Here is a 17643-nt window from a genome sequence, read left to right as displayed (position 1 = left end):
AAATAGGCGTGAGTGCGAGCTTACCCTGTTTGGGATGAAGTGCAAGGCGCGAATCGGGGTCAAGACTGGGCGTCTTGACCCCGATTCGTAACGCGGCAATTCGCCCAAAAAGGCCGTTCCCTCCGGGTTCTTCCCAGAAAGGGCGCTGGCCGCGTTGTGCTCCTTGCGTGTGCCTCGGCACACGACGCGTCGCACGTCTTGCCAGCACCCTTTCTGGGAAGAACGCATCTCACGCCTATTTATGAAATGAGTTCTAGTCATGCGGGGGTAACATTTTAATCGACTGAATCCGGGGATATTCGATGGCAGGAAAGAACGACGCACTAAAAATCGGCTCAACGATGTACCGGCAATCAACTCGGGAGGATACGTCGAATTTCCTCATTTTGATTGCCGAGGACGAATCCGAAATAGCCTCTATCCTTGATGCTTATCTCGTACGAGAAGGCCTGCGTACGGTCCATGCCAGGGATGGCGCGGTCGCTCTTGAGTTATATAAGACATTGAAGCCGGATTTGATCTTGCTGGATGTAAAAATGCCCAATGTCGACGGATGGTCGGTGCTGTCGCAGATTCGGACTCACAGCCATATCCCGATCATCATGCTGACGGCGCTTGATCAGGATATCGACAAGTTGATGGCCCTGAGAGTCGGCGCCGACGACTATGTCGTGAAGCCATTCAATCCAGCCGAGGTCGCAGCCCGGGTCCGCGCCGTTCTCAGGCGCACGAACAAAAATGTGCAAGCGGAGATTCTGCGTATCGGCGCATTGCACATTGACTTGCAAAGTCACGTGGCATACGTCACACGGCAAGAGGAAAAGATCTTGCTGGCGTTAACGCTGACGGAATTCCGATTTCTGGCACACATGGCGCGCGCTCCCATGCGCGTTTTCTCGCGCAGCGAATTGATAGACGCCTGTCTTTCGGAAAGCGACCCGCTGGATCGCACGGTAGATAGTCATGTCAGCAACCTGAGAAAAAAACTGGGACAGGTGGGGGCGGCCCATTTGCTCATGGGAATCCGCGGCGTTGGATATCGCCTGGATGCTGCCTCGCAGCAGCAATAAGAAAGACGCTTGGCGCGACAAAGTCTTATCCCGATCGGATATGGCGCTTCAGCTCCGCAGGTAATGCCGCTCAGGATGCGGGTGACTAAGAAAGTCGTGGTGAGAAATATGCCAGCCGTAAGCACCCGCAAGCGTGAATACCAGGCAGTCACCAGCGCGTAATTGCGCCACGTAGACGTCGCGCGCCAGCGTGTCTTTGGGGGTGCACAGTTCGCCGCAGATGGTGACTTCGGCGTCGCTGACGCCGGGACGCGCAAACGGGTAACGCCAGTCTTCACGCCGGAACACCGTGAACGGATGATTGTGTTGCCAGGACGCCGGCAGCCGGAAGTGATGCGAGCCACCGCGCAGGATGGCGAAGTTCTTGCCGTGCGTGGTTTTGACGTCGATCACTTCGCTGACATAGCAACCGCAATCTGCACTGATGTAACGACCGCATTCGAAGATCAGCTTGAAATCCGGACGATGCTGCGCCAGCAGTTCGCTCAGGCCGCGACAGAACGACTCCCATGAGAATTGCGCGGCCGGATCGCTGTAGTTGACGCCGATGCCGCCACCGACATTGAGCCAGGAAAAACGCACCCGGTAGCGTTCTTGCCATGCCTGGGCCAGCTCCAGGTAGTGACGCACCAGCACCAGATGGTCGGCGACATTCAGATTGTTGGACAGCGAGTGGATATGCAGGCCTTCCAGCTTGATATTGGGCAGGCTCAGGCTCAGTTCCATCATTGCCGGGATTTGCGCTTCATCGATGCCGAACTGCGTGGCCTGGCCGCCCATGCGCAACGTCGCCTGCGCATCGCCCGGCAAGCCGGCCGGATTGACGCGCAACAGGATGCGCGCTGCCTGCCGGCGCCGGCCGGCAATCCAGTCCAAGCGGCGCAATTGATGTTCGCTTTCAATGTGGATCAGCATGACGTTCTGGGCCAGCGCGCCTTCCAGTTCCGCATCGGTCTTGCCGGGACCGCCGAAAATGATGGGGGCTTTATGATCGACTGCGCGCACCTTGGCGATTTCGCCGAGGGAGGCAACCTCAAAGCCGTCCAGGCGATTCTTCAGTGTGTCGAGGATGGGCGCATCGCTGTTGGCCTTGATGGCGTAGAACAGTTTGCATTGCGGCGGCAGCGCCTGGTGCAGACGCTGCGCGCGCTCCTGCAGGTGCGGCAGGTCGTACAGGTAGGCGCAGGCGGGCGTGCTCTGGGAATGGATATAGTCGAATGCCAATTGTTCGCGCATAGTGTCCGGTCTTTCTATCCGAAGGTGGGTTTGTGTTGCGCCAGGTGGGCGCTCATGGCGCGCCGGCTGATGCCGCGCTCGTCGCCGAGGATGAACAGGCGCACCTGCTGCCGTATTGCGGCATCGAAATCTTCCTGCGCGCGCGGCAATGCACAGAACGCCTTGCCGTGTCGCGTCGTCGCCGACTGCATGGCGCTGACGCCGGCGCGCACGCGCGGATGGCGGGTTTGCCATGGCAGCCCGAGCGACTGGGACAGATCGGCCGCGCCTTCCATCAGCACATCGATGCCTTCGACCGCGGCAATGGCGTCGACCTGCGCCAAGCCCTCGACATCTTCAATCATCGCAATCACCAGCGTTTCATGGCTCATGCTGCGCATGGTTTCGCTCAGGTCTTCGCGTCCATAGGCGCTGTGCCAGGTGCTGTTGAGCCCGCGTTGTCCGCGCGGGGCATAGTGGCAGGCGCGCACCGCGTCGAGCGCTTGCGCGGCCGAACGGACGCGCGCGAACACGATGCCTTCGGCGCCGTTGTCGAGTGCCTGCACCGCCTGGTGCATGGCGGCGACTCTGACTAGCGCCGAGATGTTGCTCGCACGCGCCGCCATCAACATGGCGGCGAGCTGCTCGGGGCCGATCAGCGTGTGTTCCAGATCGATGATCAGAAAGTCGTAGCCGGCGGCGGCGATCAGCTCCACGGTCAGCGCCGCCGGCGTCGAGCAGAACAGGCCGAACAGCGGCGACGGCAAGGCCAGCCGGTTTTTGAGCGACGTCATGCCGCGCTTTCCCGGCTGCGGCCGGCCTGCGCCAGCGGATTGGGCGCGGCCCTGGTGCGCAGGCGGATTTCGGGCTGGAAGCGCCGGCTGGCCAGTAATTCGATATCGACTTGCGGCGCGAAACAATCGAACAGCGCATAGCGGGCAGCTTGCTGCGGATGCGCTTGCTGATGTCGGCGCAGCACGTCGGCGACGATGTCCCAGAAGCGGGTTTGCGGGAAGTCGTAGCAGCGTTCGAAGAGCCAGGCGAGTTCGGCCAGGTTGACGAAGAACAGCGCGTCGAAGGTGAAGTCGCGCAACTCATTGGCGTCGTCGGTCTGGATAAAAGAGTTGGGATTGACGCGTGCATGTTCTGCAGGCGGCGCCGTCAAGGTTGGCGGCGGGCCGGACAGCAAGGCCGGGCTGAAGCGCACGCCGTCGTGAAAATCCTTCAGCGCCACGCGCTCGGGCAAGCCGTCCACATGCAACAGCAGCATGTTTTGCGCGTGAGATTCCAGCGCGGCGCCATGTGTCCACAGCAGATGCAGGACCGGCAACCAGGCACGCTCGATCAGCGTCTGCAACCAATGGGCGGGGCCATGCAGGGCTATCCATGGCTCGATGTACGGGCGGCCGTCGCCATCGATGTGCAGCAGGGCGGTCATCGGGGCGGCCTGTTCCGGCGGCGTCAGATGCTGGTGGATGCTTTCTCGCCAGATGCAGGACAGCGCGCCGTACTGGGCTGCGGCAGGCGCTTGTTGGGTGTAGCTGACGCCGGCAATTTCGCGCAGGATCACCGGTTGTTTCATCGGTTGCGGCCAGTCGGTGGCGCGCACCAGGTCTTGCAGCCAGTCGCTGATCGGCGCTGCGTTTTGCACGGTGTGCGGCGCCAGCACGCGCGAGGTCGAGGTGTTGACCAGGTTCATCGCCAGTTTCAGCGAAGGACGTTGCGGCGCGCCCATGCTGCCGAGCGTGCGTATCGATTGCTGCGGCAGGTATTGTTCCTGCAGTTGTCCCAGCAAATGCAGTTCGCCGCCGGCAAGCGCCTGGTGATATCCGGGGGCGATGATTTCATCCCATTGCCAGGGATGCACCGGCAAAGGCAGGTAGTCGTCAGGCGATGCGCCGCGCCGCTCCAGTTCGGCACAGAACTGGCGGTAGTCGGCTTCATGCAGGAGGTATTTGCTTTCGCCGGCAGCGGCAATGCCGTTGCCGAACGCTGCGCGTGCGCGCGTACGCAACACGGCGATCAGCAGGGGACGGACCGCCTCGGCGATTTCGGGGCTGTATGCCGCATTGTCGGTCAGGGTGAAGCCGAGCCGCGATTTGTAGCTCGGATGGTAGGGATGGCTATCGGTCAGGCGTGCTTCCAGGCGATCGTAAGGGGCGCCGCGCAACACGCTGCCGCCACTACGTGCGTGCAAGGTTTGCGCATCCTTGATCTGGGTCGCCAGCAACTCGGCGGCGAATTGCTGCAAGCGCAGCGGGTCGGCATTGAGCAGCGCCGCAATTTCGGTCAGGAACAAGGCCGGATCGCCGGCTTCTGCAACGCTGCCGTCGGCGCCGGTGCGCATGAGCGGGCTGAGCACGCGGATGCGCGCGAAACTGAAGGTGCTGCGCACCGTGCAACGGTAGGCGATGCCGGCGCCTTGATGGTCGCGACCGTTCAGCTGGAGCTCGCCGTTGCGGATATCGACATCGGCCAGCGCATGTTCAAACAGCAGCGCTTCAAGCAACTGGCGCAGCACGCGGCGGCTGGCCTGGCGATAGGCGGGACTGACGATCAGGTTTTGATAAGAGGAGGGAGACATGGAAGGTGACATGCGCTTAGTTTTTCAAAGGATTGGGAATGGCGATCCAGGAAGGCGTCTCGCCCTGTTGATGAAAGCTGCTCAACATGTTGGCCTTGACCGGCAAGGTTGCTTGTTGCAGCAGGGTTTCCACCAGCGCCAGCGCGCTCGCCTTGCAGCCGCGCAGGCTTTGCACGGCGTCGCGCCACAGGCTGGCTTCGTCGCACGGGCCCAGCCGCGCCAGGCAGGCGGCGACGTGGCCGATATGGTTGACCAGTACGTAGTACTGGAAGCGGTGCCAGGCTTGCGCTTCGTCATACAAGGCCGGACTGGCCGGATCCAGCCGGGCAAGGAAGGGAAAACGCTGGCGGCTGATCGAAGTACCCTCCATGTCGCGCGCATAGCCGCAGTTCGGCCAACCGTCCTTGAAGCCGATCAGGGAATTCTGCAGGTGTGCTTCCAGGCTGATGCCGTAGTCGGCGAACAACTCCAGCATCGGCAACAAGCTGACGTCGAGGTAGCGTCGCCACCAGCGCCGCAGCAGGTCGGCGTCCGGCGCGCGGTCGCCGGCGGCTTGCTGCAGCAACGCCCGCAGCGGGATGTCGCCGAGCGCGGATTCTTCCAGCAGGGCTGCCGCCAGATGCACGTCCTGCGCTTCTTCCTGCGTCATGGCCTGGCGATAGATGACGGCGCAGGCGGCGCGCAATTCCTTGTCGGGCACCTTCAGCGTTTCGCTGCCGATCTCCTGGAGGATGCGGAAATGCTCTTGTCGCACCCGGGCCGCCGGCAACAAGCCCAGGGCAATGCTGGCGTCGAGTGCGCGCGCGACATGCTCGTCGGGGTTGTTGCGCACGAAGTTGGTGATGCGGATGTTGAGCGACAGTTTGAAGAACAGGTTTTGCTGCGGCAGCCAGACCGTGCGTACCGATGAAGTCGGCCACACTCTTTCTCCCAGCGGCCCGAGAGAAATCAGCGCACCGTCGCGCACCAGCATGCCGACGTTGTCCAGTCCGAGCAGGTATTGCGCCTGCCAGGGATGACTGGGCAGCAACCGATATTCACCGTCCCTGAGCAGGGCTTCGGCGAAATGCATGGCGGCAGGGTCGATCGGCACCGCTTTGTGATCGATGGTCTGCATGTCCAGCAGGTCGGAGCGTACCGCAAAGTAGTGCAATTGGAACGAGGCGCCGAGTTCCGGCGCGTAGGCGCACAAGTCGGCTTCGCTGAAACCGTCCGAGGCTTTGGAGGTGACGTGGAATACATGGCCGAAACGCAGCCCCTGTTCGGACGCTACATAGTCAGGTCGGTCATGCGCCGCGGGGGCTTGATGAAAACGCCTGACTTTGGCGATGCTGTTGCGCATCAGCGCTTGCAAACGCGCCTGGTTGTGCGTCGCGCCGGATGGCGAGGGGCTGGCTGCGGTCAGCGCCGCGGCGATCAGGTCGGACAGATCGGCGACGTCGTCCATGCGTCGCCAATGGCCGGATTGCTGCACCCACAATTCGCTGGCGAGGCGATGATAGCCGACCGGCGAAAAATGGCTGAAGGCGCCGGCCAGCCGTGTAGCGCTGCCCGGCAAGTCGACCACGAACGGCATCAGCCCTTGCTGGCGCCATGTTGCGCAGTGCGGCATGAGCGCCTCATCCGCGGGGGCGCAGGCATCAATGCGCGGATCGGGGTGCGCGGTTTCGCGGCAATAGGTGTTGAGGTATTGCTCGGCCAGGCGGCGTTCTATGCCGGCCGTTTGTTGGTCATGATGAGACATGGAAGTCCTCGCTAAATTTGTTGGGAATGCCGGGCGTTGCGGCCCGGACGCCAGACCAGCAGGCCGGCCGAGACGAACAGCAGGGCCACCAGCCACAGCAGGTGTTGCGGCGGCAGCAGCGATGCAAAGAGAATCACCAGCAAGGGGCCGAGCAACTGTCCGACCACCATGAAGCTGCGGCCCAGGCCGGTGAAGTGGCCGTTGGCCGAGGACGGCAACTGACGCAGGCAGGCCAGCAGCATGGATTGCGTCAATGCCGCATAGCAGGCGCCCTGGGCCAGGCGCAACAGCGCCACCATCCACAATTGCGTGCAGCTCATCAGCAAGGCGCTCGACAAGGCGCAGCCGGCGGCGGCAAGCAGGAAGTGACGCCGTGCATCGCCGCGATCGTTGAGGCGTCCCCACAGCGGTCCCGCCAACATGGTGGCGAGCCAGCCCAGTGCATGCAGCAGGCCGATCGCACTGCCCGGCGTGTCGAGTGCGGGGAAGCGCGCGGGGATGAACAGCGCAAACACGGTGAGCATGGCAAAGCCGGCCGCTTGCGCCAGGCAGGCGGCCAGCATCCAGCAGCGCAGGTCGCGGTGACGCAGGATGCTGCGCAAGCCCTGGAAATCGGCGACGGTTGCCGCTTGCGTTGCCGATGCGGCGGGCTCTTGCGTGCGGCTCCACAATAGCGCTCCGGCCAGACCGGTCAGCAGTGCGCTGGCAAACAACATCGGGCGCAAGGACCAGTAGTCGAGCATGACGCCTCCCAGCACCGGACCGAGCAAGGCGCCGGCGGCGATGGCGCTTTCCTGCAAACCGAAATTGCGGCCGCGTACGCTGTCGTTGCTGATGCGCGCGATGAATGCCGTCAAGATCAGGCCGATGGTGCTCACGCCTTGCAGCAGGCGTCCGGCGATGAAAGTGGCAAGTCCCGTGCTCAACGCCATGAGCAGCATGCTGGCGACGAAGGCGATCAGCGACAGCAGCAGCATGCGGCGATAGCCGAAGCGGTCGCAGAAACGTCCTGCAAAGGGTGCGCAACACAGTGTGCCGAGCCCGGGTGCGGCCAGCGCCAGGCTGCTCCAGCGCATCACCGCGACCGGATCGGCCCAGGCACCGGCTTGCGACAGTGAAGCAACATACAGCGGCATGACCGGCACCACGGTCATCATGCCGAGCGTGGTGACGGTCTGGCAAATCAGCAGCAGCATCAGGTTGCGCCCTTGCGGTGCGAGGTGGAGCCAGCGCATTCAGTCTGCTCCGTTCAGAAGCGGATTGGCGATCGTCCCCATCTTGCTGGGCATGCCGGTGCCGAAGCTTTCCCGTTCCAGCAACGGCGCCAGTACTTGCTTGAAGGGCCATTGTTCCTGTTCCAGCAAGCGCTTGCGCAGCAGTGCGGTATCGGCTGCGGCCATGCTTACCTCCGCCAGCGCGGCCGTGATGGCGTCGCGGACGATGCGCCAGCCGCGCGCTTCGGTATCGCCATGGCGTTGCGCCAGCGCCGCCAGTACGGCATACAGGTTGACTTCGATTGCCAGCGTCTGGAAATAGGCCAGCAGTTCTTCGATGCCGTCGAGCTCCAGCGTGTTCGGCGTGCTGCGGTCGATGCGATAGGCCGGCACGCCGAGACCGTGGCGGCGCAGCTGGGGCGGGCAGATGCGCAGGGTGTCGTGGTCGCGCAGCAGCAAGGCTTCGATCTCGGCACCGCGGCATACCAGCAAGACATTCTGGCCGTGCAGTTCGGGCATGACGCCCTTGGCGACGCAGCGCAGGCCGAGGCCGATCAGCAGCGCGGCGATATCGCCAAACAATTTCCATGCTTGCTCGGCGCCGGCATCACCGACGCCGAGCAGGTAATCGAATGCCGGCAGCGCGCCATCGGCGAGGCATGCCGGCAACGCCGCCATCGGTATGAACAGGCGCTGCGGCAACGCCGGATAACGCCGGACCAGGCAAGCCAGCTCGCCCCGATTGCGGATGAATTCGGCATCGTCCGCATCGTCCATATTGCCCGTGCTCCTGGCCCACCACTGGCTTTCATCGCACAGCTGCAGGTGCGCCGCGAGCCAGGGATCGTCTGCCTTCAGCGTCTCCAGGCAGGCGGCCGCAGCGTCGGCATTGTGCAGGTAGCGTGGCGGCAGCGTACGGATGGCGCCGAGGGTGTTGACCGACAGCGCGAGTTTCAGATGCACATGCTCATGCTGCGGTAGCGCCAGCGAGCGCAAGGAAGCGGTCGGCGCCGCGCAGCCGAAATCGTTGCCGAGCAGGATGCAATCGGTGATGAGTTCGGATTGCTGCGCTTGCAGCGTGCGCCATTGCCAGGGATGCACCGGTAGCCAGAGCCAGGCGTCGCCATCGGCCTGCCGGTCTTGCGCCGCCCGATGCAAACGTGTGAGCTGGGCGGCGTCCAGCACGGCGGCGGCGAGCGGCTGGCCGCGATGGTCGGCAGTGCTGCGCAGTCGTGTGCGCGGCGCCGCGATCCAGGTCAGCGCAAACGGCGTCATTGCGGTCGGCAGGTAGGCGGCGACCTGGTCGTCGCCACCCCAGTCCTTGGCGCGCGCCAGTGGGTGGAAGGGGCGGTCTTTCAGGCAGCTCAGGCGTTCCCAATGCAGCAGTTGCGCCGGTGCTTGCTGCAGGGCCGCCGCGATCGCAGGTTCGCAGGCGGCAGTGTCCAGCGCCTGCTGTTGCGACAGCAGGAAAAAATGCAGGAAGCGTCCGGACCGGTCTTGCCACCACGCGGCACTTTGCAATTGCACGACGGTTGCTTCGGCCGACAAGGGGGTGCCGTCTGCGTCGTCCTCTGCGGTCAGCAATACCGGCGCCTGCGCCGCCAGACGGAACGGACGCAGGCCGTCCAGCCTGCTTCCTGCGAATTGCAGGCGGCGGCCATCGCCGAGGCTGACGCGGAGCACCTGCCGGTCAGTGCCCGCAGCCGCGGCAAAGCTGCAGTGCCGGCGGAAGTCGTATAGCTGTTCCAGCCACAAGGCGTCGATCAGGTCTTGCAACAGGGCGACGACGGGTGCGCAAGGATGAGGCAGGTCGGAGGTGCGCGGAAATTCCTGTCTGAGTGGAATCGGCATGGCGTTTATCCGTAGAGCGGCAAGGATGTCCCAACCTTGTTGGCCAGCGCGAGGTGATAGAAATGCCGCGCGCAGACGAGGTCGTCGAGCGCCATGCCCATGGGATTGAGCAAGATGATTTCTTCATCGTTTTCGCGGCCGGGGCGTTCGCCGATGACGATTTCGCCGAGTTCGGCATGCAGCTGTTCACGGCTGAAGCGACCTTCCAGCACCAACTGGTTGATGATTTTTTTCTCGCGGTTGGATTGGTCCCAATCGTCGACGATGACTTTGTCGGCCTTTTCGTAGACGTCCTTGTGCACGTCCATGATCGAGACGTTGCTGACGAAGCTGCCCGGTTTGAGCCAGTCGAACGGCAGGTAAGGGGTGTCGGTCACGGTGGCGGTCACCACCACGTCGGCGGCGCGCACGGCAGCTTCCGCCGAGGTCGCGGGCAGGAATTCGACATGCGGATATTGTTCCGACCAAGTGGCCGCCATGGCCGCCGCCGAGGTGTGCGATAAATCGAAAAGATGCAGCCTGGCGATGCCGGGGAATTGCTCCAGCAGCGACTGGATTTGCATGCGTCCGATCGGGCCGCAACCGATGCAGGCGACATCGGTGAAACCCTGGCGCGCCAGGTAGCGCGTCGCCACGGCGGTGATCGCCGCGGTGCGCATGCCGCTGATCAGGCCGCCTTCCATGAGCGCGATCGGGTAATTGGTCTGGGCGTCGTTGAGCACGATGACGGCGCTGGCGCGCTCCCTGCCGAAACTGGCGGGATTGTGCTGGCGGCTGCCGATCCACTTGAGGCCGGCGACAGGTTGTTCGCCGCCGACATAGCATGGCATGGCGATGATGCGGTCGGCGATGTGGTCGGCGCCGGGCCAGCGCAGATAGGGTTTGAGCGGTTGGACATATTCGCCGCGCGCGTGCGCGGCGAGGCCGTCGTGGATGGCGTCGACATACGGTTGCGAGCTGCCGCCGCCGAGGGAGGCGAGGTCGGCGCGGCTCAGGTACAGCAGGGAAGGTGCGGAATTGTTCATACGGCTTGTCCTATCAGGGGGAGGTCGGTGATTGTGAAGGCAGGGGCGATGCGTTCCGGCTGGGTGCGTTGCACATGGCGCTGCTGCATGCGTTGCAGCCAGGCGTCGTCGTAGACGGTGTCGAGGTAGCGATCGCCGCGGTCCGGCAATACGGTGAGGATGCGCGAGGGTTGTTGCAGGCCGGCGCACAAGCGCTGGATGGCGGCCATGACGGAGCCGGAGGATCCGCCGGCGAAGATGCCTTCGCACTCGACCAGTTGGCGGCAGGCGACGGCGGATTCGTAGTCGTCGATGTGGATGCATTGCGGGATTTCGTCGCGCCTGAGCAATTCCGGCACCCGGCTCGCGCCGATGCCCGGCAATTCGCGCGTGCCGGGCGGCGTGCCGAAGAGCACCGAGCCGACGGCGTCGACGCCGACCACTTTCAGCGCCGGCCATTTCTCCAGCAGGCGGCGCGCAATGCCATGCAAGGTGCCCGAGGTGCTGACACCGAGCACCAGGTAGTCGGGCGCCTGCTCCATCTGGTGCAGGATTTCCTGGCCTTCGCCGTAGTAATGGCTTTGCCAGTTGCGCTCGTTGGCATACTGGTTGATCCAGACTGCTTGCGGATCTTCCAGCAGCAATTGCTTGACGCGCCGGATGCGGGTTTCCAGATAACCGCCCTGGCTGTCCTTCTCGGACACCATCTGGATATCGGCGCCGTAGCAGCGGATGATTTGCAGGTTGGTGGTGGAGATCTTCGGATCGACCACCGCGGTGAACGACAAGCCGTGGATGCGGCACACCATGGCCAGCGCGATGGCCAGGTTGCCGGATGAACTTTCGACGATGCGCGCACCTGGCCGGATGGAGCCGTCGGCCAGGCCGCGTTCTATGATGTAGCGCGCCGGCCTGTCCTTGACGCTGCCGGCGGGATTGAGCAACTCCAGTTTGGCGTAGACCCGGTGGGGCGAATGCCGGAACATGCGCGAGAGTTGTACGATCGGCGTCTCGCCGACATGTTCCAAGATGCTTTGGATAACCATGGGATTTCCTTTTTAATCTTGTTTAAATAAAAATAATAATGATTCGTATTAACTATTTGACATGAAATGACGCCTGCAAAAAATGTTGCTCGCGCCTGTTCAGTCGACGCGCGTGAATGGTGGAGAGGGAAGGCGCAGGACCTTGTCAGGGAGCTGCTGCCTGCTTATTGCATATTGCAGTGTTGCCGGTATTACCAGCGATGGCTGTAGCTGAGGTTCAGGACTGCACCGGTTCCGGGCAAGCGGCTGGTGTTGTTGCTGTTGCGCATGAGCTGGCTGTAGGCCGGAAGGTAATAGCGATTGAGCAGGTTTTCGATGCCGAGCGTGACGCTGTCTTTCGGCGTTATCTGGTAGCGGCTGATCAGATCAAGCGTCGTATAGCTGCCGACTTCGCGGCGGCCGAAGCTGGTCTGGCCGCTGAGCCGGTAGTCGCGCGAAGCGTAATAGGTGGCTTGCAGGCGATTGCTCCAGTTGCTGCCTGGTTTGTATTGCACATACGTCGTGATCTTCATCGGCGGGATGCGATAGCCGGTCATGATCTGGTCGCTGTTGCTTCCTTGCGGCGTTTCGCGACCCCACATCATGGTGAAGGTGGCGCCGCCGCCCCATGCGGTGTCCTCCGGCAGATAGTCGACGCCGGCTTCGACGCCGACGATCTTTTCCGCCGTGCGCGTCAGGATCAGGCCATTGTTGAAGCTTTGCACATCGCCCAGTTTTGAGGTGGTGTAAAACACCGCCAGCGTGCCCAGCGTATTGCCGAAAGCGCCGCGCCAGCCGAGTTCATAGTTGTTGGTCTTGACCGGTTCCAGCGACGATGAGCCGATATTGAATGCCGGGGTGGCGTTGCGGATTTGCAGGCCGATGTCGGGCAGCTGGAAACCCTGGCTGAACGAGCCGTAAATCTCGTGTCCCTTGACCGGTTTGAATACTGCGCCGAGATTGGCCAGCCAGGCGCCGTAAGAAACCGAGCCGCCCTTGACCTGTTGCGGGCTGGCGGCGCGGCTTTGCGACAAGGGAACGAAATTGTCATAACTGGCGTTGGCGCGCTCGTAGCGCAGGCCGCCTTCGAATGCCCATTGCTCATTGAGCTTGTATTGCAGTTGTCCGAAGGTGCCGATGCTGCGCGTGGTCAGCGGCGGCATGTACATCAGCGTGCCGGTCCTTTGGAAAACAATCCCACCGCTGGCGTCGTAGGCGGTAGGGTTGAAAATGTCGTCAGGCATGTCGCTGCGTTCCTGATTGAAATCCATGCCCCACAATAACTTGGTGTTTTCCGTCAATGGCGTGTCGAGCGTGGCGCGCCCGCCGAACACTTTGGAGTTCTGCATGACCTGGTCGACATTGTTGCCGCGCGTCGAGACGGCGCGCGCGTCGAAAGGCGTGAAGCGCGTGAAGTAGTCGCGATAGTAGAGTTGCGTCGACAGCGCGCTACCGAAGAAATCCTTGTGCTGGTAGTCGACGCTGAGCAGCGTGTTCTTGATCTGGTTCTGGTTTGCCAGTTGCAGGCCGTTGAGCGGCAAGGCTACTGCAGATCCGGCCGGCAGGCTGGCGACAGCGGGATTCGAGCCGTAGTTGCTGTCCTGTTCGGCGACGTAGCGGCTGGCGGAAAATTGCAGGCGCTGATCGCGATCGATGCGAAAGCCGAGCTTGCCGCCGAAAGTGTAATTGTTGCTGTCGAACAGGTCGCCCTGGCTGGGTTCGGGCGCAATGCGGTTGCCTTTGCCGTCGTAGGAAGCGCCGATATGCTGCAGGCCGAGATTGAGGGCGTAGTCGACCACGCCGCTGGAACCGGACATGAAGTGATTGATTTCGCCGCCGAGGCCGTCGCTGCCGAGGCGCGAGAGCGGCGACTTGAGCGAGAACGTGGTTTCCGCGTACGGTTCGCCGCCGGCAGGGCGCGTGGTCACGGCGATGATGCCGCCGCTGGCGCCGGCGCCATAGATGGCGCTGCTGCCGCGCAAGACTTCGACTTTGTCGATGCTGGTCATGTTGAGCGTGGCCATGTTGCGCGCCGAGTCGCGATTGGTGTTGATCGGAATGCCGTCCACCAGCACCAGGGTATTGCGGCCGCGCAGCGTCTGGCCGTAGTCGGTGATGGTGTGGCTGGAGTCGGCCATGCCCGGCACCACCTTGCTGAGCACGGTCGCGAGGCTGTCGGAGGCCTGGCGCAGTTCATTGAGTTCTTCGCGTTCGACCACCGTGCTCTGCCGTGTCGGGCGGATGAGCTTGCTGTTGGTGCGTTGTGCGCTGACTTCAATGGATTGCAGCTGTTGCCCATCGCCACCGGCGCGGGCATTGTCGACCGGTGTCAGCGTCTTCAGCGTGACGCCGCCATTGGGCAGGCGTTGCGCTTGCAGGCCGCTGCCGTCGAGCAGTTGATTGAAGCCGTCGTTGACGGAAAAACTGCCGTTCAGGCCCTTGCTGGTTTTCCCCTCCAGCAAACGGCCGTCGTACGATAGCGGCACACCGGCGCGCGCGGCGAATCCGGACAGCGCCTGGTTGAGCGGGCCCGCCGGTATGCTATAGGCACGGACGTCGTCGGTCGCATCCGCGGCCTGCGCCATCGGCGCATGCGTCAGCGCCGACCATGTCAGCGAGGCCGCGATGCATTTGATCGCCATCGACAGGGCGGATTGCCTGAAGATGAGCGCGCCGGTTCCGCTACGCGAGATTGCCTTCCCCTGTGATCGCGTATTTTCCTGATGAGGATTCATGACTAGCCTTTCGAGAATCAGATTTGTTGTTCTTATCTGATATGCCCCGCGAGTATCGAAAAAGGCTCAGTTTCGTGAAAATATTTTTTAACGCGGCAATACGCGTACCCAGTAGCGGGTGAAATATTGGATGCGCACCGGCATGGTTTGTTCGAGCAAGGACAGTGTGAAACCGGTGTCGGCCAGCGGGAATACGCCGGACACCGCCAGCTGGGCGACCTCGGCGTCGTACTGCAAGGAGCCGCTGCGATAGCGGCTGAGTTCGGCGATGAATTGCGACATCGGCATGCGATCGGCAATCAGCATGCCGCTGGTCCAGGCCGCAGCAGCGTCGTCGCAGGGCATGGCGGCACCGACTTGCGTGGCGGAGAACATCGACTGCTTCCCGGCTGGCATGACCGTGCCGGCCGAGGGACAATCGCGCGGCGTGATTTCCACCGCGCCTTCGAACACGGCGACCTGGCTGCTGCGCTCCTGCTGCCGGACCGTGAAGCGCGTGCCCAGCGCGCGTATCTTCCCTTCGTTGACCGCCACCAGGAAGGGACGCGGCGACCGGGCCTGGTCTTTGGCCGTGGTAATCATGATCTCGCCGCGTCGAAGTTGGACGACGCGTTCGGTATTGCTGAAACTGACATCAATCTGCGTATTGGTATTGAGGCTGACGTTGCTGCCATCGCCGAGCACGATGTCGAGGCGCTCGCCGACGGCGGTGTCGTAGCGCCCTTCGTGGGACAGCCAGGGCACCGCGCGATACGTGATCCAGGCTGCGGGCGCCAGCATCAGCGCCGCCAGCACCTTGACCGCTTTGCGTCGCTCGGGCAGGGCGGTTTGTTTGAGCGCCTGGATGCCGGAAGGCGGCAGCGTGCCGAATTTTTCCAGCAACACGCTGGCTTTTTCCCACGCGCGTTCATGTTCCGGGCTGCGTTGTCGCCATTGCACCAGATGCATCCGTTGGCCGGGACTCAACGGACCTTCGTGCAATTCCATGAGCCAGGTCGCGGCTTCATTGAGTATCTCGTCGGGAATCGCGGTATCGGCGTACGCGCCGCGCACTGCGGTCTGTGCCACTACAGCGCGGCCAGGCACTGGCGGAAGGCCAGCACCATATGGCGCTTGACGGTGCTCAGCGAGAGATTGAGGATGGCGCAGATATCGGCGTACGCCAGTCCGTCGAGCTGGGCCAGCAGGAATACCTGCTTGGCCTTGGCCGGCAGGCTGTCGAGGATGCGGTCGATTTCGGCCAGCGTTTCCAATACCTGCAGGCGCTCTTCCGGCGACGGTTGTATCGGTTCCGGCATCGCGCTCAGGGCATCCAGATAAGCTTCTTCAAGTTTCTTGCGGCGCAGATAATTGCTGAGCAAGCCTTTGGCAATCGTGGCCAGGTAAGCGCGGGGTTCGCGCAAGTCCACTGGCAGGCGCGCGCCGAGGATGCGCAGGAAGGTATCCTGGGCCAGATCGGCGCCGAGATTCTTGCAATGCAGTTTGTGGCTCAGCCAGGTAGCCAGCCAGCCGTGATGCTCGTTGTAGAGCACGCCTATCTGTTGTCGGGCTTCAGCGTTGGACATGATTGTTTTCCATTCCGGGAACAGCGACTGGATACTCGAACTAAATGAGAATAGTTCTCACTATAACTTGAAGTATTTGATTTGTGCAACATGCCTGCACGCGCTCTTGCCGGAATGGCAATTGAGCGGATCCGATATGCATGCCTTCTCGATGAGAGGGGCTGGCGTCGGTTAAGGGGGCTGGGAAATAATGAAACAGGGACGTCCGTTAAGACGATTTCAATGCAGTGTCGATGCAGCAACGCTTGTACTTCCGCGTATTTCAGTGCGGAGATCGGGCTCGCCCCGCTGGTCAGGCTGATGTGCGGCATGGTGCGGCTGATGCGCCGGACGCCAAGCCGGCTTTCCATCCATCTGCGACAGGCGTTTGGTGGCTGCCGGCGGGGCATGCGCCAGCCGCTTTGATTACGCCCGCACGGTTCCCAGTCTGGCGATATCGCCCGCGTTGTTCAGCGTCTCCACTTTCCAGCAGCTGTCCATCAACTTGCGCGCCTGCGCATCGGTCAGGATGCCTTTGACCAGATCGGCGAATTTGGCTTCCAGCTGCTGATCGCTCATCGGCACTTCCAGGCTGCCGATGGCGTGCTCGATGTACTTGTGCAGCGTCCGGCCGTCCTTGAGCGTGATGGTCATGTCGACCTGCTCGGGTTTGATGGCCGGATCGATGATCGCCGTCACCTTGTCGCGCAGGGCGATGACGGTCGAATCCTGTACGGCGCGGTCGCTGTACTGGCGCTCGCCTGCCGCGCCTTCGATGATGGCTACGGCGACGGAATGGTAGATGCTGAATTTGCCTTCCAGGCCGATGCGCGGCGTCTTCTTGCCGGTCAGCTCGATCACCAGCGGATGCACTTTCAGGCTGATGCCGGCGATCTGGTCGGCCGTCAGCTTGTATTGATTGCGCAGCTGGATCGCAGCATCGAGCGCCGGATGGATCACGATGCCGCAGGCGAACGGTTTGTAGGTGTTCAGCGCCGCTTCGTAGCGCTGGCCGAGGCCTTCGGTGATTTCGCGGTAATCCTGCTTGGTGCTGATGGTGTTGGCCCAGCCGCGCCTGGCTTCGATCATGCCGTCCGAGCTGGTGTAGCCCTTGGAGGCCAGGAGGGCGGCAAACAAGCCGTTGCTGGCTGCGCGGCCCGGGTTGAAACTCTTGTTCATCGAGCCGAAGGATTCGCGCAGGCCGACCGGCTGCGATGCCGCCAGTCCCAATGCCCAGACCATTTTTTGCTCGTCCAGTCCCAACACTTTGCCCGCCGCCGCCGCCGCGCCGAATACGCCCGCGGTGCCGGTGATGTGCCAGCCGACGTCGTAGTGGTTCGGATAGACCGCGTTGCCGATGCGACATTCGGTTTCCACGCCGAGGATGGCGGCGTTGAGGAAATCCTTGCCCGATATCGGATGGTATTCCGACAGCGCCAGCAGGGCCGACACCACCGGACCGGCCGGGTGGATGATGGTCTTGAGGTGGGTGTCGTCGAAATCGAAAATATGGCTGGAGACGCCGTTGATGAACGCCGCATTCATGATGTCGAAGCGCTCGGAGCGGCCCAGCAGGCTGGCTTGCGCCGGACCCGAGAACGGCGTCAGGGCGGACACCGCGATGTCCACCGTTTCATGGCGGGGGCCGCCGACGGCC

The 17643-nt window shown here is 62.6% G+C and carries 13 protein-coding genes; 1 reads left to right on the top strand and 12 read right to left on the bottom strand.

From position 1 onward, the window contains the following. The first annotated feature begins 341 nt into the window (after window positions 1–341). Complete coding sequence (locus PMI16_RS21665) at window positions 342–1070, top strand: response regulator (RefSeq protein ID WP_034381787.1); 729 nt, start codon at window positions 342–344, stop codon at window positions 1068–1070. 48 nt (window positions 1071–1118) lie between these two features. Here PMI16_RS21665 and PMI16_RS21660 read toward each other — a convergent pair whose 3' ends face one another. From PMI16_RS21660 to PMI16_RS21605, 12 genes are all read right to left on the bottom strand, one after another. Next, the gene (locus PMI16_RS21660; RefSeq protein ID WP_007883610.1) at window positions 1119–2306 is read right to left on the bottom strand and encodes a type III PLP-dependent enzyme; all 1188 of its coding nucleotides are present in this window, start codon (window positions 2304–2306) and stop codon (window positions 1119–1121) included. A gap of 14 nt (window positions 2307–2320) precedes the next feature. Next, a complete protein-coding gene (locus tag PMI16_RS21655) occupies window positions 2321–3079 on the bottom strand; it encodes an HpcH/HpaI aldolase family protein (protein WP_007883609.1) in 759 nt (252 codons plus the stop codon). Beyond that, window positions 3076–4869: an IucA/IucC family protein gene (locus tag PMI16_RS21650; protein WP_007883607.1), complete on the bottom strand. Its 1794-nt coding sequence runs from the start codon at window positions 4867–4869 to the stop codon at window positions 3076–3078. Before PMI16_RS21650 ends, PMI16_RS21655 begins: the two co-directional genes overlap by 4 nt. Window positions 4870–4885: 16 nt before the next feature. Next, complete coding sequence (locus tag PMI16_RS21645) at window positions 4886–6613, bottom strand: IucA/IucC family protein (RefSeq protein ID WP_007883605.1); 1728 nt, start codon at window positions 6611–6613, stop codon at window positions 4886–4888. Window positions 6614–6624: 11 nt separating this feature from the next. Then, window positions 6625–7848 (bottom strand): MFS transporter, encoded by a 1224-nt coding sequence (locus PMI16_RS21640; RefSeq protein WP_007883604.1) that lies wholly within the window; start codon window positions 7846–7848, stop codon window positions 6625–6627. Continuing rightward, window positions 7849–9678, bottom strand: a complete 1830-nt coding sequence (locus PMI16_RS21635) for an IucA/IucC family protein (protein ID WP_007883602.1) — start codon at window positions 9676–9678, stop codon at window positions 7849–7851. It lies immediately after the preceding gene. 5 nt (window positions 9679–9683) lie between these two features. Next, window positions 9684–10703 (bottom strand): 2,3-diaminopropionate biosynthesis protein SbnB, encoded by a 1020-nt coding sequence (sbnB, locus tag PMI16_RS21630; RefSeq protein ID WP_007883601.1) that lies wholly within the window; start codon window positions 10701–10703, stop codon window positions 9684–9686. Further along, window positions 10700–11728: a 2,3-diaminopropionate biosynthesis protein SbnA gene (gene sbnA, locus PMI16_RS21625; RefSeq protein WP_007883600.1), complete on the bottom strand. Its 1029-nt coding sequence runs from the start codon at window positions 11726–11728 to the stop codon at window positions 10700–10702. Before sbnA ends, sbnB begins: the two co-directional genes overlap by 4 nt. Before the next feature lie 191 nt (window positions 11729–11919). After that, window positions 11920–14442, bottom strand: a complete 2523-nt coding sequence (locus tag PMI16_RS21620) for a TonB-dependent siderophore receptor (protein ID WP_007883599.1) — start codon at window positions 14440–14442, stop codon at window positions 11920–11922. An 87-nt stretch (window positions 14443–14529) separates the two neighbouring features. Next, window positions 14530–15510: a FecR domain-containing protein gene (locus tag PMI16_RS21615; RefSeq protein WP_007883598.1), complete on the bottom strand. Its 981-nt coding sequence runs from the start codon at window positions 15508–15510 to the stop codon at window positions 14530–14532. After that, window positions 15510–16007: a sigma-70 family RNA polymerase sigma factor gene (locus tag PMI16_RS21610; RefSeq protein ID WP_007883597.1), complete on the bottom strand. Its 498-nt coding sequence runs from the start codon at window positions 16005–16007 to the stop codon at window positions 15510–15512. The genes PMI16_RS21615 and PMI16_RS21610 overlap by 1 nt, the downstream gene beginning before the upstream one ends. Window positions 16008–16412: 405 nt before the next feature. Beyond that, a partial coding sequence (locus PMI16_RS21605; protein ID WP_007883596.1) for an MmgE/PrpD family protein occupies window positions 16413–17643 on the bottom strand: 1231 nt, incomplete at its 5' end.

The sequence above is a fragment of the Herbaspirillum sp. CF444 genome, assembly GCF_000282135.1.
Lineage (GTDB): Bacteria > Pseudomonadota > Gammaproteobacteria > Burkholderiales > Burkholderiaceae_D > Herbaspirillum.
The sequence above is the reverse complement of the archived record's forward strand: the minus strand, read 5'-3'. Positions and strand labels throughout refer to the sequence as shown.

What these genes read in the sequence shown, in the direction of transcription:
- PMI16_RS21645 (WP_007883605.1), bottom strand. Translation starts at nt 6,613, where the DNA reads ATGTCTCATCATGACCAACAAACGGCCGGCATAGAACGCCGCCTGGCC.
- PMI16_RS21635 (WP_007883602.1), bottom strand. Translation starts at nt 9,678, where the DNA reads ATGCCGATTCCACTCAGACAGGAATTTCCGCGCACCTCCGACCTGCCT.
- PMI16_RS21655 (WP_007883609.1), bottom strand. Translation starts at nt 3,079, where the DNA reads ATGACGTCGCTCAAAAACCGGCTGGCCTTGCCGTCGCCGCTGTTCGGC.
- sbnB (WP_007883601.1), bottom strand. Translation starts at nt 10,703, where the DNA reads ATGAACAATTCCGCACCTTCCCTGCTGTACCTGAGCCGCGCCGACCTC.
- PMI16_RS21650 (WP_007883607.1), bottom strand. Translation starts at nt 4,869, where the DNA reads ATGTCTCCCTCCTCTTATCAAAACCTGATCGTCAGTCCCGCCTATCGC.
- PMI16_RS21660 (WP_007883610.1), bottom strand. Translation starts at nt 2,306, where the DNA reads ATGCGCGAACAATTGGCATTCGACTATATCCATTCCCAGAGCACGCCC.
- PMI16_RS21665 (WP_034381787.1), top strand. Translation starts at nt 342, where the DNA reads ATGTACCGGCAATCAACTCGGGAGGATACGTCGAATTTCCTCATTTTG.
- PMI16_RS21640 (WP_007883604.1), bottom strand. Translation starts at nt 7,848, where the DNA reads ATGCGCTGGCTCCACCTCGCACCGCAAGGGCGCAACCTGATGCTGCTG.
- sbnA (WP_007883600.1), bottom strand. Translation starts at nt 11,728, where the DNA reads ATGGTTATCCAAAGCATCTTGGAACATGTCGGCGAGACGCCGATCGTA.
- PMI16_RS21610 (WP_007883597.1), bottom strand. Translation starts at nt 16,007, where the DNA reads ATGTCCAACGCTGAAGCCCGACAACAGATAGGCGTGCTCTACAACGAG.
- PMI16_RS21620 (WP_007883599.1), bottom strand. Translation starts at nt 14,442, where the DNA reads ATGAATCCTCATCAGGAAAATACGCGATCACAGGGGAAGGCAATCTCG.